The organism is Agromyces sp. GL_144 (assembly GCF_057834305.1).
In genome coordinates this window covers 655904-682694 of record NZ_CM174399.1, presented here as the reverse complement: position 1 = coordinate 682694, position 26791 = coordinate 655904, and the positions used below count along the sequence as shown (strand labels likewise).

The 26791-nt window shown below is 70.0% G+C and carries 23 protein-coding genes and 1 tRNA gene; 7 read left to right on the top strand and 17 right to left on the bottom strand.

All coding sequences use genetic code 11. The features are described from left to right. Positions 1–62: 62 nt before the first annotated feature. The 5 genes from AC3IPY_RS02965 to AC3IPY_RS02945 are packed head-to-tail and all read right to left on the bottom strand — an operon-like array spanning position 63 to position 6749. Positions 63–1475: an ABC transporter substrate-binding protein gene (locus AC3IPY_RS02965; protein ID WP_489186551.1), complete on the bottom strand. Its 1413-nt coding sequence runs from the start codon at positions 1473–1475 to the stop codon at positions 63–65. Continuing rightward, the gene (locus AC3IPY_RS02960; RefSeq protein WP_489186550.1) at positions 1405–2475 is read right to left on the bottom strand and encodes an acetylxylan esterase; all 1071 of its coding nucleotides are present in this window, start codon (positions 2473–2475) and stop codon (positions 1405–1407) included. Before AC3IPY_RS02960 ends, AC3IPY_RS02965 begins: the two co-directional genes overlap by 71 nt. Continuing rightward, the gene (locus tag AC3IPY_RS02955) at positions 2411–4840 is read right to left on the bottom strand and encodes a glycosyl hydrolase family 95 catalytic domain-containing protein (RefSeq protein WP_489186549.1); all 2430 of its coding nucleotides are present in this window, start codon (positions 4838–4840) and stop codon (positions 2411–2413) included. The genes AC3IPY_RS02960 and AC3IPY_RS02955 overlap by 65 nt, the downstream gene beginning before the upstream one ends. Continuing rightward, positions 4840–5751: a carbohydrate ABC transporter permease gene (locus tag AC3IPY_RS02950; protein ID WP_489186548.1), complete on the bottom strand. Its 912-nt coding sequence runs from the start codon at positions 5749–5751 to the stop codon at positions 4840–4842. The genes AC3IPY_RS02955 and AC3IPY_RS02950 overlap by 1 nt, the downstream gene beginning before the upstream one ends. Next, a complete protein-coding gene (locus AC3IPY_RS02945) occupies positions 5748–6749 on the bottom strand; it encodes a carbohydrate ABC transporter permease (protein ID WP_489186547.1) in 1002 nt (333 codons plus the stop codon). Before AC3IPY_RS02945 ends, AC3IPY_RS02950 begins: the two co-directional genes overlap by 4 nt. 41 nt (positions 6750–6790) lie before the next feature. On the opposite strand from AC3IPY_RS02945, the gene AC3IPY_RS02940 reads away from it, so the two are divergent. Together AC3IPY_RS02940 and AC3IPY_RS02935 are read left to right on the top strand one after the other, a co-directional pair. Next, on the top strand, positions 6791–9061 hold the full coding sequence (locus AC3IPY_RS02940) for an alpha-galactosidase (protein ID WP_489186546.1): 2271 nt from the start codon (positions 6791–6793) through the stop codon (positions 9059–9061). Next, complete coding sequence (locus tag AC3IPY_RS02935) at positions 9058–9657, top strand: GDSL-type esterase/lipase family protein (RefSeq protein ID WP_489186545.1); 600 nt, start codon at positions 9058–9060, stop codon at positions 9655–9657. Before AC3IPY_RS02940 ends, AC3IPY_RS02935 begins: the two co-directional genes overlap by 4 nt. A 75-nt stretch (positions 9658–9732) precedes the next feature. On the opposite strand, the gene AC3IPY_RS02930 is transcribed toward AC3IPY_RS02935, so the two are convergent. The 7 genes from AC3IPY_RS02930 to AC3IPY_RS02900 form a co-directional block, all read right to left on the bottom strand. Then, the gene (locus AC3IPY_RS02930) at positions 9733–10104 is read right to left on the bottom strand and encodes an iron chaperone (protein ID WP_489186544.1); all 372 of its coding nucleotides are present in this window, start codon (positions 10102–10104) and stop codon (positions 9733–9735) included. A gap of 144 nt (positions 10105–10248) precedes the next feature. Then, entirely contained in the window at positions 10249–10938 is a 690-nt protein-coding gene (gene rplA / locus AC3IPY_RS02925; RefSeq protein ID WP_489186543.1) for a 50S ribosomal protein L1, read from the bottom strand. Between the two features lie 144 nt (positions 10939–11082). After that, positions 11083–11511: a 50S ribosomal protein L11 gene (gene rplK / locus AC3IPY_RS02920; RefSeq protein WP_489186542.1), complete on the bottom strand. Its 429-nt coding sequence runs from the start codon at positions 11509–11511 to the stop codon at positions 11083–11085. Between the two features lie 193 nt (positions 11512–11704). After that, positions 11705–12634, bottom strand: a complete 930-nt coding sequence (nusG, locus tag AC3IPY_RS02915) for a transcription termination/antitermination protein NusG (RefSeq protein ID WP_489186540.1) — start codon at positions 12632–12634, stop codon at positions 11705–11707. 62 nt (positions 12635–12696) lie between these two features. Beyond that, on the bottom strand, positions 12697–12972 hold the full coding sequence (gene secE, locus AC3IPY_RS02910; protein WP_489186538.1) for a preprotein translocase subunit SecE: 276 nt from the start codon (positions 12970–12972) through the stop codon (positions 12697–12699). A gap of 40 nt (positions 12973–13012) precedes the next feature. Further along, positions 13013–13085: transfer RNA gene (locus tag AC3IPY_RS02905), tRNA-Trp, on the bottom strand. A 110-nt stretch (positions 13086–13195) separates the two neighbouring features. Continuing rightward, positions 13196–16258: a hypothetical protein gene (locus tag AC3IPY_RS02900; protein WP_489188425.1), complete on the bottom strand. Its 3063-nt coding sequence runs from the start codon at positions 16256–16258 to the stop codon at positions 13196–13198. A gap of 105 nt (positions 16259–16363) precedes the next feature. Between AC3IPY_RS02900 and AC3IPY_RS02895 the strand changes: the two genes are divergently transcribed. Then, positions 16364–17881 carry a deoxyguanosinetriphosphate triphosphohydrolase family protein gene (locus AC3IPY_RS02895; protein WP_489186536.1) on the top strand — a complete coding sequence of 506 codons (1518 nt, stop codon included), beginning with the start codon at positions 16364–16366 and terminating at the stop codon, positions 17879–17881. 75 nt (positions 17882–17956) lie between these two features. Next, positions 17957–19183 carry a pyridoxal phosphate-dependent aminotransferase gene (locus AC3IPY_RS02890; protein WP_489186534.1) on the top strand — a complete coding sequence of 409 codons (1227 nt, stop codon included), beginning with the start codon at positions 17957–17959 and terminating at the stop codon, positions 19181–19183. 148 nt (positions 19184–19331) lie between these two features. Here AC3IPY_RS02890 and AC3IPY_RS02885 read toward each other — a convergent pair whose 3' ends face one another. After that, positions 19332–19505 (bottom strand): CsbD family protein, encoded by a 174-nt coding sequence (locus tag AC3IPY_RS02885; RefSeq protein WP_489186533.1) that lies wholly within the window; start codon positions 19503–19505, stop codon positions 19332–19334. A gap of 103 nt (positions 19506–19608) precedes the next feature. Then, complete coding sequence (locus tag AC3IPY_RS02880) at positions 19609–20565, bottom strand: LysR family transcriptional regulator ArgP (protein ID WP_489186532.1); 957 nt, start codon at positions 20563–20565, stop codon at positions 19609–19611. Positions 20566–20637: 72 nt separating this feature from the next. Between AC3IPY_RS02880 and AC3IPY_RS02875 the strand changes: the two genes are divergently transcribed. Beyond that, complete coding sequence (locus tag AC3IPY_RS02875) at positions 20638–21363, top strand: LysE/ArgO family amino acid transporter (RefSeq protein ID WP_489186531.1); 726 nt, start codon at positions 20638–20640, stop codon at positions 21361–21363. A gap of 33 nt (positions 21364–21396) precedes the next feature. On the opposite strand, the gene AC3IPY_RS02870 is transcribed toward AC3IPY_RS02875, so the two are convergent. Both AC3IPY_RS02870 and AC3IPY_RS02865 read right to left on the bottom strand, forming a co-directional pair. Next, positions 21397–21744, bottom strand: coding sequence for a YciI family protein (locus AC3IPY_RS02870; protein WP_489186530.1), 348 nt, complete (start codon positions 21742–21744; stop codon positions 21397–21399). A 3-nt stretch (positions 21745–21747) separates the two neighbouring features. Beyond that, on the bottom strand, positions 21748–22152 hold the full coding sequence (locus AC3IPY_RS02865) for a YciI family protein (protein WP_489188423.1): 405 nt from the start codon (positions 22150–22152) through the stop codon (positions 21748–21750). A gap of 182 nt (positions 22153–22334) precedes the next feature. Between AC3IPY_RS02865 and AC3IPY_RS02860 the strand changes: the two genes are divergently transcribed. Continuing rightward, a complete protein-coding gene (locus tag AC3IPY_RS02860) occupies positions 22335–22676 on the top strand; it encodes a YciI family protein (protein WP_489186529.1) in 342 nt (113 codons plus the stop codon). A gap of 7 nt (positions 22677–22683) precedes the next feature. Continuing rightward, complete coding sequence (locus AC3IPY_RS02855) at positions 22684–24069, top strand: RNA polymerase sigma factor (protein ID WP_489186528.1); 1386 nt, start codon at positions 22684–22686, stop codon at positions 24067–24069. 4 nt (positions 24070–24073) lie between these two features. Here the strand turns inward: AC3IPY_RS02855 and AC3IPY_RS02850 are convergent, their stop codons facing one another. Then, on the bottom strand, positions 24074–26758 hold the full coding sequence (locus AC3IPY_RS02850; protein WP_489186527.1) for a phosphoenolpyruvate carboxylase: 2685 nt from the start codon (positions 26756–26758) through the stop codon (positions 24074–24076). Positions 26759–26791: the final 33 nt, after the last annotated feature.

Sequence of the window (26791 nt, the reverse complement as noted above, 5' to 3'; positions counted from 1 at the left end):
ACGAATCCTTACACCTGGCGCTCGCGGTGGGGCGGCAAGTGCCGCCCCACCGCGAGCGATGTTCACTCGGCGAGAATGCCCTCGGACTTCGTCGCCATCTCGGGGAAGACGTCGGAGTCGCGCTCACCGCTGAAGTAGGCCTCGAACAACGGCTGAATCGTGTCCGTGATCTCCTGCCCGTTCGCCATCGGCGGCGCCGGCCATAGTTCTCCGTTGTTCAGCGCGTCGACGAAGCTCGAGAGATCGAGCCCCTGTGCCGCCTGTGCATCCACGGTCTCCTGCAGCGACGCTGCGATCGAAGGGAGGAATGTCGCGTCGACACCGGCGATCGACTGGCAGGCCTCGGAGCCCATGTACGTGACCCACTTCCAGGTGGCGTCGAGGTTCTTCGTTCCCGCGTAGATGTTGTTGGCGTTCGAGTTGCTGATCATCGATCGGCCTTCGGGACCTTCGACGGTCGGAGCGATTCCAACCTTGACGTCGGGAATCTTCGTGATTGAGGTCGCGTCCCACGTACCGCCCTGCACCATGGCGACGATGCCCGACCCGATCTGCTCACTGCCCGAGACGGTCAGCTGACCTAACTTGGGCATGAGGCCACGATCGCCGAGGCCACGGATGTACTCAAGCGTCTGGATGAAGCCCGGGTCGTCGTACTCGAGCTTCGTCGGCCACGCCTGCTTGTCGCCGAGCCGCCAGCCGAGCGTCGAGGCGAACGAGTTCCATGAGGTCTGGCCATTGAAGTCTCCCGAGGCGAGGCTCCCGATGCCGTAGGTGGCGACGTTGTCCTTGTCGAAGCCGGGCTCGTCGCCGCGCACTCCGTTGTCATCGATCGTCAGGTGGGAGATGATGTCGTCGAAGGTGCCGCCGTCTTCCGGGTTCCACGTCATGTTCGTGATGTCGTCGGCCTTGAGCCCGGCCTCGGCGATCTTGTCCTCGTTGAAGTAGATCGCGGCGCCGGCCCAGTCCAGCGGAATACCGTACTGCATTCCGTCGGTGTACTTCCACGAGTCGACTCCGATATCGAAGACCGACAGGTCGTAGTCGGATTCCTCGATCAGGTCGTCGAGTGCCATGATCTGGCCCTGCCCGGCATAGGCGCCCAGCAGCGGCACGCTGTTCTGGAAGGCGTCCGGTGCCGCCCCCGAGACGAAGCCCGCAGTGAGCTTCGTGAAGTAGTCGTCCACCGCGTACTGGGAGATCTTGACCGTGATGTCGGGGTTTTCGTCTTCGAATCCCGGAAGGCACTTCTCGTAGGATGCGGCTTGGCGCTCGTCCCAGGTCCACCAGTTGACGGTGTTCCCGCCCGCGGAGTCGTCGCCGGGGGCGCAGGCGCTCAGTGTCGCGGCGGCAAGGCCCGTCAGCACGAGCACCGCTGCTGTTCGCTGGAGTTTCATGTCTTCCTCACTCTGATGTTTGTGGCACCGTGCGGGGTGCCCGGTTGTGTGTGGTGGGTTCATGGGGAGCCACAGCACCCAGATGTGCGGCGGCGAATTCGAGGCCGTTCTCCTCGTCGGTCTCGCCCCCGGCCTCGTGCCCGCTGTGGGGCCAGAGCACGATGCGCTTCTCGCCGGCATAGGCGTTGTATGCGGGAAGCACGCTCTCGGGCGGAGTGATGGAGTCGCGCAGACCGGTGCTGAACAGTGCCGGGGCCACGGCCCGTTTCGCGTGATTCACGACGTCGAAATAGCGCAGAGTGTCGAGGCTCTGGTCCGCCTCCTGCCGTCGGTCGGCGAGATGGGCGGCGAGCGCCGAGTACGGTCGCTCCTCGCTGAGCTGTGCGGCGCGACTGAGCTCCGCGAGCGCGGGCGCCTGCACGACGACGACGGCAAGGTCGGCGATGAGGCCGGCCATCGCGAGCGCGATCCCGCCGCCCTGACTCTGGCCGATCACGCCGATCTTGGTGCCATCCACGCCATCGATGCTGCGCAGCGCATCGACTGCCCGAACGGCATCCGTGAACACGCGTCGGTAGTAGTAGGTGTACGGCGAGCAGATACCGTTCGTGATGTACTCACCGCTCGCCGGTCCTGCGCCGTGGGGATCGTCGGTGTCGCCGAGCGTCTGCCCCCGCGCATCGACCACGAGGTGCGCGTAGCCCGCCGAAGCCCACCGCAGATCACGCAGGGCGTGGCCGCGGCCGTTGCCGTAGCCCATGAACTGCACGAGGCCTGGCAGCGGAGCGGAAGCGCCGCGCGGAATACGCAGCCACGCCCGCACCGGATCGCCGGCGAATCCTCGGAACGCGAAGTCGTAGGTGTCCAAGGTGACCAGCCGCGTCGGGTGCAGGCTCTGCTCGACCGCGATGTCGTGGCCGCGGGCTTCGGCGATCGTGGTGGTCCAGAACGCGTCGAAGTCGGCGGGCTCTGTCTGGGTCGTGACGTGGTCCTCGATGGAGAATCCTGCGGAATCAGCGCGCATCGGCCGGGCCTCCCGCTTCGAAGTCGTGGAGGCGCAGCACCAGTTCGTCGGCATCGATCGTCATCTCGATCGTGTGCCCAACGCTCTCCACGACGATGCGGCGCGGCCCTCCGCGACGTTTCCGGATCGCGGCACGCACGAGACGGCCTCCCGACCACTCGACGTCCACCTCGAGGCCGGATCGCGCGCGCAGCCCATCGACCCGGCCCTCGGCCCAGGCGTTCGGGAGAGCCGGAAGCAGCCGGATGCGACCACCGTGGCTCTGCACCAGCATCTCGGCGATCGCGGCGGTGAAGCCGAGGTTTCCGTCGATCTGGAAGGGCGGATGGGTGCTGAAGAGGTTGGGGAGGATGCCGCCCCACTCCGACCCGTCGACCGGGCTCAGGCGCGCGACGTCGCCCTCGAACGGTGCGGTGGCTTCGAGGAGGAGGCCGCGAGCGACCTCCGCGTCGCCGAGACGGGCACGCAGCGCGATCTTCCACGCCCAGGACCATCCCATCGCGCCGGGGCCACGCCCATCGAGGAAGTGCCGGCTCGCGTCCGCAAGTCCGGGCGTCCGAGCGGGATCGATCAGATCGAGCGGATAGAGCGCGACCAGGGCGGAGAGGTGGCGGTGATGTGGATCCTCGTCGACGGCATCGATCGGCCACTCCCGCAGGCGCCCGTCGCGGCCGATGCCGAACTCGGGCAGGCGCGCGAGCGCCGCAGCGATCTCGTCGGCGATCGGGTCGGCGGCGCCGAGCAGATCGAGTGCGCACAGGGCCCGCTCGAAGAGCGACCGGATGAGCGCGAGGTCCATCGTCGTGGTCACGGCGAGGGCCTGGGCACGACCCTCGGCGTCGAGATAGTGGTTCTCGGGCGAGGTGGACGGGACGGTGCGCAGATGGACGCCGTCGGGGTCCGGGACGAGCCAGTCCAGGCAGAACAACGCGGCCCCCCTCATCGCGGGCCAGATGCGCTGCTCGAGCAAGTCGGTGTCGCCGGAGAGCTCATACGCATCCCACAGGGTATTGGAGAGCCAGACGCCACCCATCATCCACACCGCCCAGCTCGGGTCGCCGTGGCCCATGCCGACGGGCAGGCTCCAGCCCCACAGGTCTGCGTTGTGGTGGGTCACCCAACCTCTCGCACCGTAGAGCGCGGCCGCGGCGGCGGCGCCGGTGTCGGCGAGCCGCTCGACGAGGGCGAGGAGCGGCTCGACGCTGTCGTCGAGTCCGACGATCGGTGCGCCCCAGTAGTTCATGGGGGTGTTGATGTTGACGGTGTAGTTCGACGACCACGGCGGACGGAGTCGATCGTTCCAGATGCCTTGGAGATTGGCCGCGGGTGATCCCGCTCGCGACGCCGCGCCGATGAGGTAGCGCCCGTACTCGGCGAAGACGGTCGCCCGAAGCTGCTCGTCATCGCCGCGGAGGATGTGCTCGTCCACGCTCCAGGTGCCCGCGCGACGCCCGCCGATGGCGAAGCGCGCGCCCGAGACGTTCATGCGCAGGTCCTTGAGGTGTGCGGCGAACGGGTCCTCGCGCGACCTCTCGAGCGCGGTCCTCGCACTCGAGAGGGCGCGGGATCGGATCGCCTCACGTGAGGCGGTCCGCCATTCGTCGCCGTCGGGGTCGGCCCACCACAGCGCGGCCCTCGTCGACGTCGAAAGTGCGATCAGCAGCCGACTCGCTCCACGGATCCGGAGAACATCGCCGGCCGCGCTCTGCTGGCCGTCGCCGGTTGCGGCGATGGCCGCGACGGCGAAGTGATCGAACCCGGGCTCGTCCGCCTCGAGGTATCTATGCGTCGGATCGACCGATTCCTCGTGCAGGGGGGCCCCGTCGATCGGGACTGTGACCGCGATGCACGCAGACGCCGCATCCACCGTCGATCCGTCGACCCGCAGTGGAGACGAGAGGCTCAAGTCGATATCGAGCACGGGGGCTTCGGCCGTGTACTCGATCATGAGCGCGCTCGCCGGCGCGGAGACGTAGGTGCGTCGACGCACCCGGGCATCGCCGATCAGCAGTGCCTCATCGACGACCGCATCGTCGAGATCGAGGACACGTGCCGGCGTGCCGGGCTCGGGCTCTGCGCCGTGCGTCACAAGCTCGAGGTCGACGAATGGAAGGTACTCCTGCGAGTACCGGCCCTCGAAGCCCATCAGCAGGCGCTCGGCCCGGCGTAGGTCATGCGCATCGATCGCTTCGCGAACCTGGGCCAGTCGCTCCGGACCTGCGCCCGCGGCGACGAGCTCGCGAAGCGCGTCCGCCGGGCCCGCGGGGTGGCCGGACCATACCGTCGAGTCGTTGACCTGGATCCTGGCCCGTGGGCCTCCCCCGAACACCATCGCGCCGATGCGCCCATTGCCGATCGGGATGGCCTCGACCCAGTCCGTGGCGGGTCGTCGCCACGCCAGCCGCAGTGAAGCGCCCATCACTTGATCCCCGAGAATCCGATGGAGTTGACGATCCGCTTCCCGAAGACCATGAACAGGAGCAGCATCGGGAGGGCGGCGACCAGGGTCGCGGCCATGAGGCCCGCCCAGTCCGGTTGCGCCTGCGGGGAAGACTGCTTGAAGACCGCCAGCGCGAGCGTGAGCGGCTGCACGGAATCATCATTGGTGACCAGGAGAGGCCAGAAGTAGTCATTCCACATGCCGATGAAGCCGAGGATCGACAGCGTGATGATCGGGCCGCTGCTCATCGGAAGCGTGATCCCGAAGAGCACCCGCACGCGCCCTGCGCCATCGAGGAGCGCGGCTTCCTCGGTCTCGGTCGAGAGGCCGAGCATGAACTGCCGTAGGAAGAAGATGTTGAACGCGGAGAACAGCGCGTACGGGAGGATCATCCCTGCGAAGGTGTTGAGCAGCCCGAGTTCCTTGACGAGCACGAAGTTCGGCAACAGTGTGAGGATGCCCGGCACCATCAGGGCTGCCAGGAACAAGCCGAACATGAACTCACGCCCGCGCCACTGCAGCCGCGAGAAGGCGTACGCGGCGATCAGCGAGAAGAATACGATGAGCACGGTCGAGACCGTGGCGTAGATGATCGAGTTGACCAGGAAGTGCCCGATCTCGATCGACGCCCCCGACCCGCCCTCCGCGATCGACTCCTGCGTGGTCGCGAGCCCGAGCACCCGGCGGAACGGTCCCCAGGTGAAGCCGACCGGAAGGAACGAGGCCGGATCCGCCTGGAGCGCATAGTTGTTCGACAATGCCGTGCGCAGGATCCAGTAGAAGGGGAAGATCGTCACGAACAGGACCGCGACGAGGTAGATCCAGGCGATCACCCGACCGATTCCGACGCGTCGCCGTCGCAAATTGATCGGGGCGGATGCAGCGGTCATGCGTTGGTGTCCGATTCGCTCGCGCGCAGTAGGCGCAACTGGAAGAAGGTGATCACGATGAGGATCGCGAACAGCGACAAGGACATCGCCGACGCGTACCCGAAGTCGAATTGGCCGAACGCCTTGCTGTAGATGTACATCTGGAGCACGTTCGAGGCGTTGGCAGGGCCACCCTTCGTGGTGACCGCGACGATATCGAAGACCTGGAACGCCCCGATCACGTTCAGCACGAGCACGAGCGCGATGATCGGGCGCAGTAGGGGGAGCGTGAGCCGACGGAACATCTGCATCTCGCTGGCACCGTCGATCCTTCCCGCCTCGTAGATCGTCGGCGGGATCGTCTGGAGCCCGGCGAAGATGATGATCGCCGTATAGCCCATCTGCTTCCACACGCTGATCAGGGCGAGCGACGGGATCGCCCAGCCGCGCGACGTGAGGAACTGAACGCCATCGCCGCCTCCGACCCACTGAATCAGGATGTTGACGATCCCCAGTTGCGTATCGAGCATCCACGACCAGACGGTGGCGGCGACGACGGCTGAGATGAGGAACGGGAGGATGATGAGGCCGCGAACCACCGTCGACGACGTCACGCGGTGGAGGACTGCCGCGGTCACAACCGACACGAACATCGTGATACCCACCGAGAGCACCACGAAGTACACGGTGACCACGAGCGACGACCAGAACACGTCGTCACCGACGAGCTTGACGAAGTTGTCGAGCCCGATCCACACCGGAGGAGTGAAGACCCTGAATTCGGTGAAGCTCAGGTAGATCCCGCGCAGCGTGGGGTATGCCGCGAAGACCAGGAACCCGAGCAGCGCGGGGGCGATCAGGATCCAAGCGAGGCGCGCATCGCCGCGGTGGGCAGGTGAATTCGCGTTGAGCGGGCGCCGCGCCGCGCGCCGACGAGCGGCGACACGCGATCGTGCCGTAGTGGTGGGTGCTTCTTCCAAGAGCGCCATTGGTCTTCCTGTCTCCATGTGCAGGCGCATCACTCGGGATATCGCGACGGGTGCGGACTCCCCACCTGCGCTTGCATCGACAGAGTAAACATGGTTTATTGACGTTGTCAAGTAACTGCTCGAGAGGAACGTCTGACATGAATTCCGGTGCCGGCGCCGTGGTCGCACTCCGTGCGGCCGGCGCTGCTTTCGTCATCGACATCAGCGAACCGGTTCCACGGATCCTCCATTGGGGCGCGGATCCCGGTCCGATCGGCGACGACACCGGAGGCGCCTTCGCACTCACCTCGTTCCCTGCGCAGCTGAACAACTCGCCCGACTCCCCGCGGGCATTCTCGATCCTGCCGACGGAGTACGAGGGATGGTCGGGAACCCCCGCATGGTCCGGCAACGCCGAGGGCCGGGCGACGACCCCGCGGCCGCACCTGGAGGGGAGCCGTGTCGAGACACCGCCCGACGGCGTGGGCGGATCGATCACGCTCGATCTCGTCGACCCGATCACGGCGCTGCGCACGCGAGTGCGCTATCGCCTCGATCCCCACGGGGTTCTCAGCGCCGACACGACCTTCGTGCGGGACGCGAGCCTGAGTCCGAGGAGCGGCCGGCTCCCCTACACACTCGATGGGTCGGCCACACTGATGCCGCTCCCCGAACGGGCGACCGAGCTGCTCGACTTCACCGGCAAGTGGTGCCGAGAACGCGCACCGCAGCGCACGGCCTTCGGCTTCGGCACGCATCTGCGCGCGACGCGCCGAGGCAAGCCCGGTCACGACTCCCCGTTCCTGCTCGTCGCAGGCACCCCCGGTTTCGCTTTCGGCCGCGGCGAGGTCTGGGCGGTGCACCTGGCCTGGAGTGGCGAGCAGCGGTACCTCGCGGAACGTCTGCCCGAGGGCGCCGGGGCGCTCAGCGCCGTGATCGGGGCGGGCGAGGCACTGCACTCGGGAGAAGTCATCCTCCGCGACGGCGATCGCTACGATGCGCCCACCGCGCTGTTCGTCTGGTCCGACACGGGAACGGACGGACTCGCGGATCGACTGCACCGACGTCTCCGTGCGCGTACGTCGCACCCGGCATCGCCTCGCCCTCTCGTGCTCAATACCTGGGAGGCCGTCTACTTCGACCACGACCTCGAACGCCTGACGCACCTCGTCGAGAAGGCTGCGGCAGTCGGCGTGGAGCGGATCGTACTCGACGACGGCTGGTTCCACCGCCGTCGTCAGGCGGACGCCGGACTCGGGGACTGGTTCGTCGATCGGGCGATCTGGCCCGATGGACTCGAACCCCTCGTCGACATCGTGCGCGCACGCGGAATGCAGTTCGGGTTGTGGTTTGAACCCGAGATGATCAACCTCGATTCCGACCTGGCCCGCGAGCATCCCGATTGGATCCTCGCCCCGAGCGAGGGCCTCGGCCCGACTGCGCGGTCCCAGTACGTGCTCGACATCGCCCGCCCCGAGGCCTACGAGTACCTGCTGGCGCGCATCGACGACCTCGTGCGGCAGCACTCGATCGACTACCTCAAGTGGGATCACAACCGTGATCTGCTCGAGGCCGTCAGCCGCGAGGAGGATGGCGATCGCCCGAGCGTGCATCGTCAGACGCACGCACTGTATCGGCTTCTCGACGAACTGAGGGAGCGAAACCCCGGGCTCGAGATCGAGACCTGCTCCGGGGGCGGCGGACGCGTCGACCTCGGGATCCTCGACCGGACCGACCGGGTCTGGGCATCGGACTGCAACGACCCGGTGGAGCGCATCCAGATCGAGCGCTGGACGCGTGCCATCGTGCCTCCCGAACTGATCGGATCACATCTCGGTGCCGATCGGTCGCACACCACGGCGCGACGGACGGACCTCGCCTTCCGCCTGGTCGCCTCGCTCACCGCTCATGCGGGGATCGAGCAGGACCTCACCGCGGTCGATGACGACGAATTGGCCGTGATCGCGAAATGGGCAGCCCTGTATCGCGAATTCAGGCCGCTACTGCACACCGGCCGGGTCGTCAACGCCGATCTCGCCGACGACGCGACCGCCCTCTACGGATCCGTCGCCCAGGACGGTTCGAGCGCGCTCTTCACGTGGGCGCGTTTCGACACCTCGGCACCCGGACAGTCGGGGCGCGTGCGCTTGCCGGGACTCGATGTATCGGCGCACTACCTCGTCTCGATCCGCGAGGACCTCGGGTCGGCCAGCAGACACCAGGGCCATGATCCCGAATGGATCAGGCGCGCCATCGATTCGCCCCTCGAGTTGCCCGGCTCCGTGCTGAGCGGAGTGGGGGTTCCCCTGCCGACGCTGAACGCTCAGCAGGCGATGCTGATCCACGTCGAGCGCGTGTCATGACGCGCCCAGTCGTGGTGTTCGCCGGAGACAGCGTGACCGACTGCGGGCGTCGGGAGGACCCTCTGGGTCTCGGTGACGGCTACGTCCGGCTGCTCGCCGACGACCACCCCGGATTCGACGTGGTCAACCGCGGCGTCAGCGGCGATCGTGTGCGCGACCTGCGCGCGCGGTGGAAGTCGGACGTCCTCGATCTGCGGCCCACGCTGGTCAGCATCATGGTGGGAATCAACGACACGTGGCGCCGCTACGACAGCGACGACGCCACTGACGTGGCGGCGTTCGAGCGCGACTACAGGTCGCTCATCGCGCCGCTGGCAGCGGCCCGCGCGGCGCTCGTACTGGTCGAGCCGGTTCTCCTGCCGGTACGTCGCGCCCAGACCGCCTGGCGCGAGGATCTCGACCCGAAGATCGCCGTCGTACGGAGCCTCGCGATCGAGTTCGGCGCGACGCTTGTCCTGGCCGACCAGGTTCTCAACGCCCTCGGGGAGCCCGCTGAACTCGCTCCCGACGGGGTCCATCCGAGCCGGACCGGGCATCGCCGGCTCGCCGACCTGTGGTCGCGCGAAGCTGCCCCGCTCCTCGCGAGGCTCGGCTGATCCGGCAGGACGGGCTTCGACTGGATCCTCGGGCCAGGCCCGCATCCGTGGGGGCAGTCGGGGCAGCCGATTCCGCTACCGCTTCTTGCCGCTGCGGTCGAGCTGGGCGTCGATCTGCGCGATGCGCACCTCGAGGATGCGACGCAGCACCGGTTCGGGGATCTCGTGGTCGGCGCTGAACTTCAGGGCGCCCGGCGACCAGTCGAAGTCGGTCAGCTCGTCGGCGATCGACGGGAACACGCTGCCGCTGAACGGGTACAGCCCGAGGTGCGCCTTCGACTCGAGCGCGGCGACGTAACCCTTGCCGCGGTGCAGCAGCGCCGCCATGCCGTAGCTCTCGCCCTCGGTGGCGTCGGGGTCGACCTCGCGCGCGATGTCGTACACGCGCGCGAGTGCCGCGCGGTTGCCGTCGGCGACGCCCGCGAGGTGCGTGTCGATGAGTCCCATGCGTGCATCATCCCACCGCGCGTTCGCGCCTGCCAGCACCCAACCGGGGTATGACGCTCGCCGCGCCCGAAGTCCGCGCCGAGCGTCCGGGTACGGCGAAGGGCCCGCCGGCGAACCGGCGGGCCCTTCACGATGAGACGATGCTCAGATGGCGTTGACGTCCAGCGGGATGCCGGGGCCGAACGTGGTCGACACGGCGCCCTTCTGGATGTAGCGGCCCTTGGAGCTCGACGGCTTGAGACGGACGACCTCTTCGAGGGCGGCCTTCACGTTCTCGTCGAGCTGCTCGAGCGAGAACGACGCCTTGCCGACGACGAAGTGCACGTTGGCGTGCTTGTCGACGCGGAACTCGATCTTGCCGCCCTTGATGTCGGAGACGGCCTGGCCGACGTTCGGGGTCACGGTGCCGGTCTTGGGGTTCGGCATGAGACCACGCGGGCCGAGGACCTTGCCGAGACGACCGACCTGGCCCATGAGCTCGGGGGTCGAGACGGCCGAGTCGAAGGCGGTGTAGCCGCCGGCGACCTTCTCGATGAGCTCGGCGCCGCCGACCTCGTCGGCGCCGGCCGCGATCGCGGCTTCGGCAGCGGGGCCGGTCGCGAACACGATGACGCGGGCGGTCTTGCCGGTGCCGTGCGGGAGGATGACGGTGCCGCGCACCATCTGGTCGGCCTTGCGGGGGTCGACGCCGAGCTTCAGCGCGACCTCGATGGTCGAGTCGAACTTCGCCGAACCCGTCTGCTTCGCGAGCGCGACGGCGTCGGTCGGGGTGTAGAAGGTGTCGGCCTTGATCTTCTCGGCCGCGGCCCGGTAGGCCTTGGACTTCTGTGCCATGTTGGTTCTCCTTGAGAGAGTGTGGTCATCGCGCCTGGCGGGCGCTGCCACGGGTGTGAGTTCTGAAGAGCGGATGCCGCGTACGAGGCATCCTCGCCCGATGATCGAGTCCGCGAAGCGCGTTCGAGACCTGGGCGGAGCCGATTACTCGACCGTGATGCCCATCGAGCGGGCGGTGCCGGCGATGATCTTCGACGCGGCGTCGAGGTCGTTGGCGTTGAGGTCGACCATCTTCGTCTCGGCGATCTCGCGCACCTGCGCCTGGGTCAGCTTGCCGACCTTGGTGGTGTGCGGGACGCCCGAGCCCTTGGCGACGCCGGCGGCCTTCTTGATGAGCTCCGCGGCGGGCGGGGTCTTCAGGATGAAGGTGAAGGAACGGTCCTCGTAGACGGTGATCTCGACGGGGATGACGTTGCCGCGCTGCGACTCGGTCTGCGCGTTGTACGCCTTGCAGAACTCCATGATGTTGACGCCGTGCTGACCCAGCGCCGGGCCGATGGGCGGGGCGGGGTTGGCGGCGCCGGCCTTGATCTGAAGCTTGATCAGACCAGTGACCTTCTTCTTCGGTGCCATGATTTCTCTCTTTCTGTTCGAACGCCCGAGCTTCGGGCACTCTCCCGCTCGACCGGCGGTTCCGGAAGGCGGTGGATCGGGTGCTGCGCCAGCGGGCCGGCACAGCACAACCCTCCGAGTATACCGGAGGGTTGGCTGGGTGATCGGTGAGGGTCTCGATACGGCGCTGGCGCGCCTCCTCGACCGCCGACCGTTAGAGCTTGGTGACCTGGTCGAAGCTGAGCTCGACCGGGGTCTCGCGCTCGAAGAGCGAGACGAGCACGGTGAGCTTGCCGCTCTCGGGCTTGATCTCGCTGATCGTGCCGGGCAGGCCCGCGAACGAGCCGTCCTTGATCGTGATGGTCTCGCCGATCTCGAAGTCGACCTCGGCGGGGATGACGCGGGCCGCGGCGCCGCCGCCACCGGTCTTCGCACCCTTGGCCGCCGGCACGTCCTTGGGCTCGACGAGGCTCTTCAGCATGCCGAACGCCTCTTCGAAGCGCAGCGGCGTGGGGTTGTGGGCGTTGCCCACGAAGCCCGTGACGCCGGGGGTGTGGCGGATGACCGACCAGCTGTCTTCGTTGAGGTCCATACGCACGAGCACGTAGCCGGGGATGCGCACGCGGGTGACCATCTTGCGCTGGCCGTTCTTGATCTCGACGACGTCTTCCATCGGCACTTCGACCTGGTAGATGTAGTCGGCCATGGCCATCGACTCGCGTCGCTGCTCGATGTTCGCCTTCACGCGACGCTCGAAGCCCGCGTAGGAGTGGATGACGTACCACTTGCCCGGGAGGAAGCGCAGTTCGTTGCGGAACTCCTCGTAGGGGTCGTGCTCGGGCTCTTCGCTCTCTTCGGAGACGGCCTCGAGTGCCGCGTCGGCCTCTTCGACCGAGTCGATGTCGAGGGCGTCTTCGACGACCGCGTCGGCCTCGGGGTCGTTCGCCTCGGCGATGGCGTCGAGAACGGCATCGAGGTCGACGTCGTTGCCCTCGTCGTCGATCACGTGCACGGCACGGTGCTCGGCCGGCTCGACCGACTGCTCGTCGTGCTCGAGCGAGTTGCCCGTCTGGGCCTCGTCGTCTTCGGCCGACTGCTCTGCAGCCGTGGCCCAATCGACGTCGTCGCGCTCAATCTTTGCCAATTTCTCGATTCCTTCTCATTCGTGCGCCTCGCGGCGCGCGGTTCTTCAGGACGAGTGGCTGATCAGGCCCCCGTCGACCCGAAGACGTACAGCACAACCCATCCGAACACCGAGTCGAGCGCCCAGACGAGCGCCATCATGATGACGACGAACACGAGCACCACGATGGTGAAGTTGACGAGTTCTTTGCGGGTCGGAGTGACGACCTTCTTCAACTCGGCGAAGACCTGTCGGATGAACAACGCGATCCGCGCGAAGGGATTGCGCCGCGCCGCGCGCTCGCGCTTCGCGTTGGCGACGACGTCCTCGCTGGGTTCGTCGATGATCTTCCGTGCCACCTCGTACACCTTTCGTGGGCCGGCAATCACTGCCGGCTCGCAGGGCGGACAGGACTCGAACCTGCAACCTGCGGTTTTGGAGACCGCTGCTCTACCAATTGAGCCACCGCCCTTCAGGAGCAACGCCCCTGAAGATCACACCTTGTGACCGGCTCACCCTACTCGACTTCTGAACGAAATCGGGCACGGGAAAGCTTGGTCGTCGTGCGCAACCTCAGCAAGTTTAGGCGACGGATGCCCCACCGCCAAACCGGTCCGCCCGGCGCCGCCTCGACGGGCCCCAGAGGGCCGCGCCTGCGACGGTGAGGATCGCACCGACGAGGGCGGCCCACCACGCGGCATCCGCCGGGATGTCGAGGTAGACGGTGATGCCGAGGATGCGCGAGAGGCCCCACGGGAGCAGCGCCATCTGGTCGTTCCACGCGGTCAGGGCGGCCTCGAGGCCGATCCCGGCGACCAGGGTCGCGATCACCGCGAGCGCGGCGCCGCAGGCGCTCAGGACGACACCGACCGCCCGTCGAGCGCCCGCCGCCTGCGCGAGCGCCCAGGCGGCTGCGACGATGACCCAGGCGAACAGGGCGAATGCGACCGTCGAGTAGGCCGAGCGCGCGACCGGGTCGGTCCAGAAGCCGAACCAGTAGCCGCCGGGGCCCGTCGGGGCGAGCGCGAACGAGAGCAGTGCGACGCGCAGCATCACGGCTCCGGCGACGGATGCCGCGACCGACGTCATCGCGTCGCGCCCGCCGAGTGCGCGCGCCAGCACGAGCACCACCGCGCCGAAGACGAGCCACGCCCCGAGCGTCGCGACGAGGTGCGCCGGAGCCGCGAACCACGTCAGGATGCAGCGGCTCAGCACGAGCGCGAGCGCCGGGATCGCGACGAGGAGCACCCGCTCGGCGCGGCCGAGCGCCGCGGTGACCTCGCGGGCCCGCCACGGCCGCGTGCCCGCGACCCACATCGCCCGGGCGAGCCTCGCGCCTGGCCACGCGCCGATGCGACGGGTGCGCGCGGCGATGCCGTACGCGATCCAGAGCAGCGTCAGCACGAGCGTCGCACCGGCCGCCCACGCCATCGCCTGGTCGCGGTCGGCACGCTCGAGCCCGAGGCGGGCCGCCTCGAGGTTGTACGCGGGGTGGTACGGGTCGCCGGCGTACTCCTCCTCGTGCGCGGCGGCCGACTCGACGAACGCGGCGCGCGCCTGCTGCCATTCGGCGTAGACCGCCGGATCCTTCGTGTCGTGCCACTGCGCCTTGCGCAGGAACATCTCGCGGTAGTCGGCGAGCATCGCGAGCGTGCTGCGCTCGTACGCGAGGGCGCCGACGAACGCGTCGCGCAGCGCGGGATCCTTCCAGGTCGAGGCATCCGTGCCCTCGACGCGGGCCTGCATGCGGTCGACCGCGTCGAGCGCGCGGTGCCCGCCGGCGATCGCCTCGTCGAGGTCGTCGCGGGCGATGGCGTAGATCACGTCGAGCGCGGCGCTGTCGCCCGTGGGGATGTCCCACTCGAAGATCCACATCATGGGCGGCGGCTCGAGCCCGATCGCGGACACGCGGTGCTCGGCGAACGGCCCGATGTAGAGCCCGTCCGAGATCGCCTCGCGCGAGTCGGTCATCGCCTCGGCGATGGCCCGCACGGTCGCCGGGTCGTCGGAGAACCATCGGCGCGCCCAGTCGACGGTGACGGATGCCGCGTCCAGCGACGGATCCCGCGCGAGGCGCACGGCGAGCTCGGTGTTCAGCTCGGCGAGCTGCCAGAGGCCGGCCTTCAGCTCGAGCGAGAGCGGGCCGGCGCGCCACGGGCCGCCGTCCTGCGTCCAGGTCCAGATGCCCTCGATGTTCGGGTTGGCGGTCAGCAGCCGGTCGAGCGCCTGCGAGTAGAGATCGCCGAGGTCGTTCGGGAACGCGCCGAAGTTCTCGAACTCGCGACGGCTCTGGAACTCGATGATGCGGCGCTGGTCGCCGATCTCGAGCGTGTCGTTGAAGGGCAGGTGACTGTAGAAGTCGCCGAGCGTGTACTTGGTCGACACGATGAGCCGGTCGGAGTCGATGCCCTCGAACACCTCGCGGTACGAGTCCTGGTTCGTGTGCAGGTCGCCGACGGCGCCGACCCCGACCGTCCAGGTGCGGAAGATGACCTCGCGGTCGGCGCGCTCGGCCTGCTCGAGCAGGGTCGTGAGCATGGTCTGCACGGCGGCGACGGTCGTCACGGCGAGCCTCGAGCTGTAGTCCCAGTCGGGCAGGTCGTAGACCTGGCCCGCCTCGCCGATGCGGATGAGCACGCCGTCGATCGCCGGCATCTCGCGGTAGAGCTCGTCGAGTCCGGCCGCGTAGACCTGCCAGAACTCGGGGTTCTCGGTGTCGAGGCCGCCGAACCGCTCGGTCAGGTACTGCTCGAGCGGGGTCGTGACCACGAGCATGTCGGTGCGCAGGAACACCTGCAGCCCCGCGTCGCGCGCCGACTGCCACATGGGCCCGAACGCCTCGCGCATCGCGAGGGCGCGCGCCACGTGCTCGTCGCCCGGCTCGTAGACCTCGGTGCCGTCGCCGACGTCGGAGAACGTGACGTACTCGAGGAAGCCGGGCACGGCGACGGCCGTGTAGCCCTCGGCGAGCAGGTGCCGCACGTAGGCGTCGAAGTCCTCGCGCGCGACGGCGAGCGCCGCCTGGTCGATGTACGGCGCGTCGGGCAGGATGACGTCCTCGAACGCCTTCGAGTTGTGCGAGTAGTCGTCACCGGCGGCGTACGCCTCCTCGTCGACCGCGACGCCGACGGCGCCGAGGTCGGCCATGCGGAACCCGAGTCGCGACTCGACCCGCTCACCGAGGTGCTCGGCCGTCGAGCGCCCGTCGCGCACGGCCTGCGCGAGGTCGTAGACGCCGCGCACGGCTCCCGTCCCGCTCGCGGCGACGACGCGCAGCGCGGCCGGGTCGCCCTCGAGCGTGTACGCCTCGTCGGCGGGGTCTCCGTCGCCCGCCACGACGGTGAGCGTCGCGGTTCCGGCCGTGGCCGAGGCATCCGCCACCGCATCGTCGAGTTCGGCGACGGCCGCCTCGAGCCTCGGCGACGGCGCCGAATCCGGGCCGGTCGTCGCGTCGACCTCGACGGCGAACACCGGCGGGGGCACGCCGGCCGCGACATCCGCCGCCTGCAGCGTCTCGACCGGGACGTCGGATGCCTCGGTGCGGATGCCGAGGGCATCGGTCAGCACGAAGGCGATGCCGGCCCCGAGCGCGAGCAGGATCAGGGCCGCGACCGCGGCGAGCACGGGTCGACCGGGGCGCTTCATCACGCGCGGAGCTTACCCCAGAGTGGGTCGTGTGACCCACTCGTGATGTTCGGGGCGGCGGGCGCGGGCCATCCGCAGGCCCTGCGTCCCCCGTAGATTGGTGGGATGTCGATCGAACGCGGAACCCGGCTCGTCACCGAGCCGCAGAGCAGTGTGCGGGTCACGGGCGAGCACTCGCAGTTCCGACTCGACCTCGAGCGCATCCGGTTCTCGCCGTACTTCTCGCGGCTCTCGGCGGTCACGCAGGTCATCGCCCAGCCCGGCGCAGGCCCGCTCATCCACAACCGCCTGACCCACTCGATCAAGGTCACCGCGGTCGCGCGCGCCATCGCGGTCGGGCTCTCGGATGCCTCGTCGCCGGCCCGCTCGCTCGCCGTGGAGCACGGCTGCGACGCCGTCGTCGTGCAGGCCGCCGCGAGCGCGCACGACCTGGGGCACCCGCCGTTCGGGCACCTCGGTGAGCGCGTGCTCGACCGCCTGGCCCGCGAGACGCTCGGCCTCTCCGACGGGTTCGAGGGCAATGCGCAGACCTACCGCATCATCGCCATGCTCGACGTCTCGGCGAACGCCCCGCACGGGCTCAACCTCACCGCCGCGGTGCGCGCGGCCGTCGCGAAGTACCCGTGGACCCGGTTCGTCGACCACGCCTCGCTCGGCTCGGGGCCGCTGCCGCGCGGCATGCGACGCGTCTCGGGCGGCGTCGACGTCGCGAAGTTCTCGGCGTACGACCTCGATGCCGCCGACCTGTTCTCGGCCCGCGCCGGGCTGCCCGCGCTGCAGCAGTCGCTCGAATGCTCGATCATGGACATCGCCGACGACATCGCGTACTCGATCCACGACGTCGACGACTTCTACCGGGCGGGGCTGCTCAGCCAGGGTTCGGTCGCCCGCGAGTTCCGCGGCTTCATCGAGGACGGCGCGACCCTGCGCGCGCTCGGCGACGAGGCGATCGGCGCCCGGTCGGCGCCGCCCGGGGCCGCGCTCGAGGGGCTGCGCCGCAAGCTGCACCGCAGCGACGCCTGGATCGCGACCGACGAGGCGTTCGCCGAAGCGGTGGACGTCGTCGCCGACGACCTCGTCGACGGGCTGCTCGCGACCCCGTTCGACGGCTCCATCGCCTCGGAGCGCGCGCTCTCGTCGTTCACGAACCGGTGGATCAACCACCTGCAGACCTCGGTCGTGCCGGCACCCGCCGACGAGGTGCGCACCGGGCTCGTGACCCTCGACCGCCTCGCCTGGCACGAGGTCGAGGTGCTGAAGTTCGTGCACCGGCACTTCATCCTCGACCGCGCCGACATCGCCATGTACCAGCGCGGCCTCAGCCGCGTGCTCACACGTGCGGTCAAGGGCCTCACGGCGTGGATCACCGACGACGTCGACCGCCACCGCGTGCCCGAGCGGCTGCGCGAGCTGGTCGAACTCGCGACCGAGGGCTACGCGCTCCTGCGGGTGACCAAGCCCGAGGGCGTGCCGATCCCCGATGCGGGCGACGTGCACCGCCTCGGCCTCGGCCGTGGGGTCGTCGACTACGTCGCCTCGCTCAGCGATGACCAGGCGCTCGCCGTCTCCGAGGCGATCGACGGCCGCCCCGACCGGCTGTGGGACATCGGGCAGAACCTCTGAGCCGGGCTCACGACCCCGGGAACGCGAATGCACGGCAGCCGATGCGGCGCGGCATCCGCTCGATAGACTGCTCGGGTGACCGAGAAGCCGCGCCTGTCCGCCCGTATCGCCGCCATCGCCGAGTCCGCGACCCTCAAGGTCGACGCCAAGGCGAAGGCCCTGCAGGCCGAGGGCCGCCCGGTCATCTCGTACGCCGCGGGCGAGCCCGACTTCGCGACGCCCGACCACATCGTCGAGGCCGCGCTCGCGGCCGTGCACGACCCCAAGAACTACCGCTACACGCCCGCGCCCGGCCTGCCCGAACTGCGCGAGGCGATCGCCGCGAAGACGCTGCGCGACTCGGGCCTCGAGGTCTCGCCCGGCCAGGTCGTCGTCACGAACGGCGGCAAGCAGGCGGTGTACCAGGCCTTCCAGGTGCTGCTCGACGCGGGCGACGAGGTGCTCGTGCCCACGCCCTACTGGACCACCTACCCCGAGGCGATCAAGCTCGCGGGCGGCGTGCAGGTCGACGTGTTCGCGGGCTCCGAGCAGGGCTACCTCGTCACGGTCGAGCAGCTCGAGGCGGCGCGCACCGAGCGCACCAAGGTGCTGCTGTTCGTCTCGCCATCGAACCCCACGGGCGCGGTCTACTCACCCGAGCAGACCCGCGCCATCGGCGAGTGGGCGCTCGAGCACGGCATCTGGGTCGTCTCCGACGAGATCTACCAGAACCTCACGTACGCGCCCATCGACGGCGATGCGGATGCCCCCGCGCCCCGCGCGCTGTCGATCGTCGAGGCCGTGCCCGGCCTCGCGAACCAGACCATCCTCGTCAACGGCGTCGCGAAGACCTACGCCATGACGGGCTGGCGCCTCGGCTGGATGGTCGGCCCGGCCGACGTCATCAAGGGCGCCGCGAACCTGCAGTCCCACCTCACGTCGAACGTGTCGAACGTGTCGCAGCGCGCCGCGATCGCCGCGCTCAACGGCCCCCAAGACGCCGTCGAAGAGATGCGCCGCGCGTTCGACCGCCGTCGCCGGCTCATCGTGTCGGAGCTGTCGAAGATCGACGGCCTCACCGTGCCGGTGCCCGAGGGCGCGTTCTACGTCTACCCCGACGTCACCGGCCTGCTCGGCCGCACCTGGGGCGGCGTCACGCCGACGAACTCGCTCGAACTCGCCGACCTCATCCTCGACCAGGCCGAGGTCGCCGCAGTGCCCGGCGAGGCCTTCGGGCCCAGCGGGTTCCTGCGCTTCAGCTACGCGCTGGGCGACGCGCCGCTGCTCGAGGGCGTGCAGCGCCTGCAGCGCCTCTTCGCCTAGCGACGCCTGCCCGAGGCATCCGCCCGTCACCGCCCCGGCGCCAGACGCACGAGAACGCCCGCACTCTCCCCGGGTGCGGGCGTTCTCGCTCTGCCTCGGGCGGCGCCGTCGCGGCGCGGCCCGAAGAGGTCAGTGCCTCCTGAAACCGTCAGTGCTTGAAGGCGTCCTTGACGTCTTCAGCGGCGTTCTTGAGGTCGGCCTTCGCCTGGTCGGCCTTGCCCTCGGCGACCTTCGCGTCGTCTCCGGTCAGCTTGCCGTGGGCTTCCTTCGCCTTGCCCTTGAGGTCTTCGGCGGTGTTCTCGACGCGGTCATCGATTCCCATGATGGACTCCCTTCGCGAGCCGTCGGCGGTCTGCCGTGCTCAGGTACCAGTCAACGCGGGGTGGACTCGCGCGGCTAGGGGTTGAGTTCCCAGCCGGAATCGCCTATCGCGCGGCCGTGCGCTCCGGATCCGGGGATCGCAGGGTGGTCGCCGCCTCCTCGGCGAGCGCGTCGGCGACGGCGTCGAGCAGCGGCGAGCGCAGGTTCCACTGCTGCCAGTGCAGCGGCACGTCGACCGGCGGCCCGCCGAGGCGCACGAGCTCGCCCGCGGCGAGCTCCTCGGCCGACTGGAACCCGGGCAGCAGGCCCCACCCGAGGCCCAGCTTGATGGCCGTGGCGAAGTCGCTCGACGCCGGCACGAAGTGCCGCGGCGGCAGGTCGGCGTCGAAGCCCCGGGCGGCGAGGTAGCCACGCTGCAGGTCATCGCGGCGGTCGAACTCGACGACGGGCGCGGCGGCGAAGGCCTCCTCCTGCGGCAGGCCCCATCGCGCCGCGAACGCGGGCGTCGCCACGGCCTCGTAGCGCATGACGCCGAGGGGCCGCACGAGGCATCCGGCCACCGGGGTCGCCTGCGAGGTGACCGCGCCCATGACCGTGCCCGACTCGAGCAGGCCGGCGGTGAAGTCCTGGTCGTCGCGGTGCAGGTCGAAGACCACCGGATGCCTCCGCGCGACGCGCGCGAGCGCCGGGAGGAACCACGTCGCGAGCGAGTCGGCGTTGACGGCCAACGGCAGGCTCACGGTGCGTGAGGGCCGCGCGGCGCCCGCAGGCTCATCCGGGCCGGCGGCATCCGCGGGTCCCGCGTCAAGGCCGAACTCGGCGAGCGTGTCGTGCTCGAGCAGCGCCAGCTGGCGGGCGAGCCGCACGACGGCGGCGCCGGCCTCGGTGGCCCGAACCGGCTTCGACCGCACGACCAGCACGCGCCCGAGCTGCTGCTCGAGCGACTTGATGCGCTGCGACACGGCCGACGGGGTGAGCCGGAGGCGCCGCGCGGCCGCGTCGAAGGTGCCCTCGTCGATGACGGCGGCGAGGGTTCGGGCGAGGTCGAGCGGGATCTCCATCTGAAGCAACGCTAATGCTTCTGAAGGAAGTTGAGCTGGATTGATGGAAGCACGCGCCGTAGCCTCGAACCCGTGCCCCTCTCCCCCGCGCTCGCCGGCTTCGGCCTCGGCCTCTCGCTGATCATCGCCATCGGCGCGCAGAACCTGTTCGTGCTGCGCCAGGGCATGCGCCGCGAGCACGTGTTCGCGGTGGCCGCGGTCTGCGCGCTCAGCGACCTCGTGCTCATCGTCATCGGGGTCTCGGGCATCGGCGCCGTGCTGCAGGCCGTGCCGTGGCTCGTCGAGGCCGTGCGCTGGGCGGGCGCCGCGTTCCTCGTCACGTACGGGCTGCTCGCGACACGGCGCGTGCTGCGCCCGAGCGGCGAGGCGCTCGAGGTCGGGTCGGATGATGCCACCGATGCGGTCGGCCACGAGACCGGCGGCGCGGCGAAGCGTGCGGGGCACGCGGCGTCCGCGACCCCGACGCTCGTGCGCCCTGAGGCCCCCAAGACGGCGGGGCCGCGGCGAATGGGACTCGCCGCGGCCCTGCTCACCTGCCTCGCCCTGACCTGGCTGAACCCGCATGTGTACCTCGACACGGTCTTCCTGCTGGGGTCGATCGCGAACACGCACGGCGACGGACGGTGGGCGTTCGCCGTCGGCGCGGGCCTCGCGAGCATCGTCTGGTTCTTCGCGCTCGCCTACGGCTCCCGACTGCTCGGCGGAGTGCTCGGCAGCCCGCGCGCCTGGCGCGTGCTCGACGGCGTCATCGCCGTGGTCATGATCACGCTCGGCGTCATGCTCGTGCTGCCGCACTGACGCGGGCGCCGCCGACCCCGACTCCCGTCCGCGCTACAGCTCGAACCCCTCACTCAGCGGCCACGCCCGGCGCAGCTCGATGCGCCCGAACCTGGCCATCGGATGCTTCGCCGCGACCTCGATCGCCTCGTCGAGGTCGCGCACCTCGAGTACGTCGAAACCGGCGATCCATTCCTTCGACTCGGTGAAGGGCCCGTCGGTGACGAGCGCCTGGGCGCCGCGCACGCGCACGGTCTTCGCGAACTCGGGCGGACGAAGTCGATCGCCCGCGATCCAGACGCCGCGAGCGCCCATCTCGGCGAGCCACTCGACGATGTCGTCCTCAGCGGGCACGTACGGCTCGGCCTCGGGGTCGTGCGCGACGAACATCATGAACTCCATGGCTCACTCCTCGCCGTCGAGTGCTTCGAGAGCTTCGGGCGCTTCGGGTGCTTCGAGAGCTTCGGGAGCTTCGGGAGCGCCGAGCGGCCAGAACGGCCGCAGCTCGAGGGCGCCGTGACGCGCGAGCTCGTCGCCCTTCGCGAGTTCGACGGCCGTCTCGAGGTCGGGGACCTCGATGATGTCGTAGCCCGCGATCCACTCCTTCGACTCTGTGAACGGGCCGTCGGTCACGATCGTCTCGCCACCCCTGACCCGCACGGTCACTGCCTCGTCGGCGGGCCGCAGCCGCATGGCGCGCTTCAGCACCCCCTGCTCTGCCCTCACCCGGTCCCACTCGGCCACGGCCTCCTGGTCGACCTCACCGGCCTCGACGTCGGGGTCGGCGACGACGAACATCATGAAATCCATCACGGTGCGCTCCTCTCGTTCTTCCTGCGCTTTCCCCTGCGACGAACGGGGCAGTGCGCGATCGACACCCTGCGCGACATCCGCCCGAGATTTTCTTCGAGCGGATGTCTCGGAGCTGTCGATTCATCCTGTCGCCGTTCGTCGCCTGGGCATACCGTGAAAACCGAACCGAGGAGATCGATATGCAGTACGTCATGTTCGTCGCCACCGACACCGAGCACGACCGCTCCGGCGACGAGGGCATTCCCATCGAGCAGTGGGTCGCCGAGAACGACGAACGCGGCACGCGTGTGTTGGGCAACCGCCTCCAGCCGGTGCGCGACGCCACGCTCGTGCGGGTCCGCGACGGCGAGACCATCGTCACCGACGGCCCGTTCACCGAGTCGAAGGAGTGGATCGCGGGGTTCGACATCCTCGACTGCCGCGACCTCGACGAGGCCATCGAGATCGCGTCGCGGCATCCGATGGCCAGGGGTGGCCGCATCGAGCTGCGCCCCTTCTGGAACGGCGAGGAGGACGAGTGAGCCGCGGATGACGCGGGCCGACGCCGAGGCGCACGAGGGGCCCGAGACGCGCGACGCGCCCGGCCCGCACGACGCCGTGCGGGCCGCCGTCGAGCGCGTCTACCGCGAGGAGTGGACGCGCATCGTCGCGACGCTGATCCGTGCGACGGGCGACTGGGACGTGGCCGAGGACTCGGCGGCCGACGCCTTCGAACGTGCGGCCGAACGATGGCCCGACGAGGGTGTTCCCCGCAATCCGGGCGCGTGGCTCACGACCGTCGCGCGCAACCGGGCGCTCGACGTGCTGCGGCGGCGCGGCGTCGAGATCGACAAGGTGAAGGAGTGGATGGTGATGGACGAGATGCGCGGGCCCGGTGCCCCGACCGACCCGGCCGACGTCGCCGTGGCTGCCCTCTCGACCTCGGGCGAGATCGACGACCGGCTGCGGCTGATCTTCACGTGTGCGCACCCGGCGCTGCCGCTCGAGGCGCGCGTCGCGCTGACGCTGCGCACGGTCGGCGGCCTCGAGACGCCCGAGATCGCCCGGGCGTTCCTCGTGCCAGAGGCGACCATGGCGCAGCGGCTCGTGCGGGCCAAGCGCAAGATCCGCAACGCGGGCATCCCGTACCGCGTGCCGGAGGGCGACGAGCTGCGGCGGCGCCTGAACGGCGTGCTCGCGGTGCTCATGCTCGTGCACAACGAGGGCTACCTCGCGAGCTCGGGCGACCGGCTGCTGCGGCTCGACCTGCAGGAGGAGGCGATCCGACTTGCACGGCTCGTGGTCGAGCTCATGCCCGACGAGCCCGAGGCCGCCGGACTGCTCGCGCTCCTGCTGCTGCAGCACGCGCGCTCGGCGGCGCGGGTCGACGAGGCGGGCGACCTCGTGCCGCTCGACCGGCAGGACCGCACGCGGTGGAACGCCGCCGAGACCGCGCAGGGGCTCGAGGTGCTCGAGCGGCTCGACGCGCGCACGGCGGCCGGGCCCGGGTTCGGCTCGCCCGGTGTCGGCGCTGCGGGCATCGACTCACGCGGTCCGTACCGCCTGCAGGCCGAGATCCAGCGCGAGCACGCCCGCGCCGCGCACGCCGACGACACCGACTGGCCGGCGATCGTACAGCGCTACGACGCCCTGCTCGCCCTCACGCCGTCGCCGGTCGTCGAGCTCAACCGCGCCGTCGCCCTCGGCCTGGCCGGCCACGCCCAGGCGGGGCTCGACGAGCTCGATCGGCTCGAGGCATCCGGCGCTCTCGGCAGCTACCATCTGTTGCCCGCAGCACAGGCCGACCTGCTGCGCAGGCTCGGGCGAGCGGATGCCTCGGCCGAACGCTACCGTCGCGCGATCGAGCTGGCGCCGACGGAGCCCGAGCGCCGGTTCCTCGAGGGTCGGCTGGCCGAGCTCGACGAGCTCGCCTGAGCGATCAGCCCGTGTTCTGCACGCCCGCGGCGACGCCGTTGACGGTGAGCAGCAGCAGCCGGTGGTGGTCGTCGCTCGGCAGGTCGGCCTCGCCCGCGCGCACCGCGGCGAGCGCGCGCAGCTGCAGCAGCGAGAGCGCGTCGACGTAGGGGCTGCGCAGGCGCACGGCCTTGGCGAGCACCGGGCGCGCGACGAGCAGTTCCTCGCTCTGCGTGACCCGGCCGAGCCACTGCTTCGTGAGGCGCATCTCGTCGAGCACGAGCTCGGCGAGGTCGTCGCGGTCGCCGAGGGCCAGGTATCGCGCGGCGATGCGCTCGTCGGTCTTGGCGAGCGACATCGAGAAGTTGTCGATCATCGCGGTGAACAGCGGCCACTCGGCGTAGGCCTCGCGGAGCAGCGCCTCGTCGCCGACGGCCTCGAGCGCGGTGCCGAGGCCGAACCAGGCGGCGAGGTTGATGCGGGCCTGGCTCCACGAGAACACCCACGGGATGGCGCGCAGGTCGTCGAGCGACTCGACCGAGAGGCCGCGCCGCGCGGGGCGGGAGCCGAGGGCGAGCTGCCCCACCTCTTCCATCGGGGTGACGTCGGCGAACCACGGCGCGAACCCGTCGGCCTTCACGAGCGAGTGGAACCGGGTGCGGCTCGCCTCGTCGAGCGTCGCGGCGAGGCCGGCGAAGCGCTCGTCGGCGGCGCGGTTGCGGGCCTCGTTCGACGGGCTGCCGGCGAGCAGCGCGGCCGAGGCCATCTGCTCGAGGTGCCGCTTGGCGATGGCGGGGTCGCCGTACTGGGCGAAGATGACCTCGCCCTGCTCGGTGATCTTGAGCCGGCCCTCGACCGAACCGGCGGGCTGCGCGAGCACGGCCTCGTTGGCCGGGCCGCCGCCGCGGCCGAGCGCACCGCCGCGGCCGTGGAAGAGCGTGAGCTCGATGTCGTTGCGCTCGGCCCAGGCGGCGATGCGCGCCTGCGCGCCGTGCAGCGCGAGCGTCGCCGAGACGGGCCCCACGTCCTTCGACGAGTCGGAGTAGCCGAGCATGACCTCGACCTTGCGGCCGGTCGCCGCGAGGCGCGCCTGCACCGGCTCGAGCTCGAGCATGCGGTCGAGGATCTCGACGCTGGCCTCGAGGTCGGCGAAGGTCTCGAACAGCGGCACGACGTCGATCGCGACGTCGGCCGCATCGTCGCCGAGGGCGGCCGCCGCCAATTCGTAGACGTTGGCGAGGTCTTCGGGGCTCTGCGTGAACGACACGATGTAGCGGCGCACCGTGCGCACGCCGTAGCGCCGCTGCAGGTCGGCGATGACGCGGAAGAGTGCGAGCACCTCCTCGGTCATCTCGCCGAGCTCGCCGCCCGCGCGGATCTCGGCGAGGGCCTGGCGGTGCACCTTCGAGTGCTGGCGCACCTCGAGCTCGGCGAGGTGGAAGCCGAACGTCTCGGCCTGCCAGATGAGGTGCTGCAGCTCACCGTTGGCGCTGCGCAGGGCGCCGCCGTGGCGGAGCGAGCTCTGCAGCACGTGCAGGTCGGCGAGCAGCGCCTCGGGGTCGGCGTAGGCGAGCTCGGCGTCGCCTCGTCGCGTCGCGGCGATGCGCTCGGCGATCACGAGCAGCACCCGGCGATGCGGCTCGTGCGGGGCGCGCGTGCCGATGGTCGCGGTCACCTGCGGCGCGAGGGCCTGCTGCGCCGCGAGCAGCTCGGCGAGCTCCGCCGAGGGCGGGGTGTCCTGCGCGTCGAGCGTGAGCGTGCGGCCGATGCGCGTGGCCGCCCGCTCGAGGCCGAGCAGCACGTGCTCGGCGGCGATGCCCGCCGCCTCCCGCGTGATCTCGCTGGTCACGTAGGGGTTGCCGTCGCGGTCGCCGCCGATCCAGCTGCCCACCCTGAGGAACGCCGGCGCGACGGGCGCGGCGCGCCCCGCGGCATCCGGCTGCAGGCGATCGTCGATGCTGCGGTAGACCTGCGGCACGACCTCGAAGATGGTCTGGTCGAACACGCCCATCGCGGTGCGCACCTCGTCGAGCGGCGTCGGTCGGGTGGTGCGGATGGGCGCGGTGCGCCAGAGGATCTCGATCTCTTCGAGCAGGCGACGGTCGAGCTCGGCGACCGTGCGATCGCCGAGCAGGTCGTCGCGTTCGTCGATGAGCTCGCCGATGCGGCGGATGGCCGAGGCGATGGCCCGGCGGCGGGCCTCGGTCGGGTGCGCGGTGAGCACCGGGTGGAACCGCAGCCCGGCGACCCGCGCCCGCGCCTCGTCGAGGCCGACCTCGTCGATGAGCAGGCGGATCGCGGCCGACAGGGAGCCGTCGGTGTCGTCGGCGCTCTCGCCGGCCCGCGCATCGTGCTCGCGCTGCTCGGCGCGGGCCCGGAGGATGCGCACCCGCTGGTGCTCCTCGGCGAGGTTCACGAGGTGGAAGTAGACGGTGAAGGCGCGGGCGACCTGCTCGGCCCTGGCCGGGTCGAACGCGGCCGCGATGCGCTCCGCCTCGGCGAGCGCGGCGTCGTCGCGCGTCTCGTGGGCGTCGATCGCGGCGTGCCGCAGCCGTTCGACGTCGTCGAAGAGGCCCTGCCCGCCGGCCTCGACGAGGATCGTGCCGAGCAGTCCGCCGAGCAGGCTCACATCGGCGCGGAACTGGGCGTCGATGTCGCTCACGACGAGTTCGCGGCCGCGGCGGTAGGCGGATTCCATGGGGTGGGGCATGGTTCGAAACTACTGCCGGTGCACGGCGCGTCC

Excerpts from the sequence above, each read along its gene's own strand:
- AC3IPY_RS02960 (WP_489186550.1), bottom strand. The coding sequence starts at position 2,475 with ATGCCGACGAACTGGTGCTGCGCCTCCACGACTTCGAAGCGGGAGGCC.
- AC3IPY_RS02955 (WP_489186549.1), bottom strand. The coding sequence starts at position 4,840 with ATGGGCGCTTCACTGCGGCTGGCGTGGCGACGACCCGCCACGGACTGG.
- AC3IPY_RS02950 (WP_489186548.1), bottom strand. The coding sequence starts at position 5,751 with ATGACCGCTGCATCCGCCCCGATCAATTTGCGACGGCGACGCGTCGGA.
- AC3IPY_RS02945 (WP_489186547.1), bottom strand. The coding sequence starts at position 6,749 with ATGCGCCTGCACATGGAGACAGGAAGACCAATGGCGCTCTTGGAAGAA.
- AC3IPY_RS02935 (WP_489186545.1), top strand. The coding sequence starts at position 9,058 with ATGACGCGCCCAGTCGTGGTGTTCGCCGGAGACAGCGTGACCGACTGC.
- AC3IPY_RS02930 (WP_489186544.1), bottom strand. The coding sequence starts at position 10,104 with ATGGGACTCATCGACACGCACCTCGCGGGCGTCGCCGACGGCAACCGC.
- rplA (WP_489186543.1), bottom strand. The coding sequence starts at position 10,938 with ATGGCACAGAAGTCCAAGGCCTACCGGGCCGCGGCCGAGAAGATCAAG.
- rplK (WP_489186542.1), bottom strand. The coding sequence starts at position 11,511 with ATGGCACCGAAGAAGAAGGTCACTGGTCTGATCAAGCTTCAGATCAAG.
- AC3IPY_RS02900 (WP_489188425.1), bottom strand. The coding sequence starts at position 16,258 with ATGAAGCGCCCCGGTCGACCCGTGCTCGCCGCGGTCGCGGCCCTGATC.
- AC3IPY_RS02895 (WP_489186536.1), top strand. The coding sequence starts at position 16,364 with ATGTCGATCGAACGCGGAACCCGGCTCGTCACCGAGCCGCAGAGCAGT.
- AC3IPY_RS02885 (WP_489186533.1), bottom strand. The coding sequence starts at position 19,505 with ATGGGAATCGATGACCGCGTCGAGAACACCGCCGAAGACCTCAAGGGC.
- AC3IPY_RS02880 (WP_489186532.1), bottom strand. The coding sequence starts at position 20,565 with ATGGAGATCCCGCTCGACCTCGCCCGAACCCTCGCCGCCGTCATCGAC.
- AC3IPY_RS02870 (WP_489186530.1), bottom strand. The coding sequence starts at position 21,744 with ATGGAGTTCATGATGTTCGTCGCGCACGACCCCGAGGCCGAGCCGTAC.
- AC3IPY_RS02865 (WP_489188423.1), bottom strand. The coding sequence starts at position 22,152 with ATGGATTTCATGATGTTCGTCGTCGCCGACCCCGACGTCGAGGCCGGT.
- AC3IPY_RS02860 (WP_489186529.1), top strand. The coding sequence starts at position 22,335 with ATGCAGTACGTCATGTTCGTCGCCACCGACACCGAGCACGACCGCTCC.
- AC3IPY_RS02855 (WP_489186528.1), top strand. The coding sequence starts at position 22,684 with ATGACGCGGGCCGACGCCGAGGCGCACGAGGGGCCCGAGACGCGCGAC.
- AC3IPY_RS02850 (WP_489186527.1), bottom strand. The coding sequence starts at position 26,758 with ATGCCCCACCCCATGGAATCCGCCTACCGCCGCGGCCGCGAACTCGTC.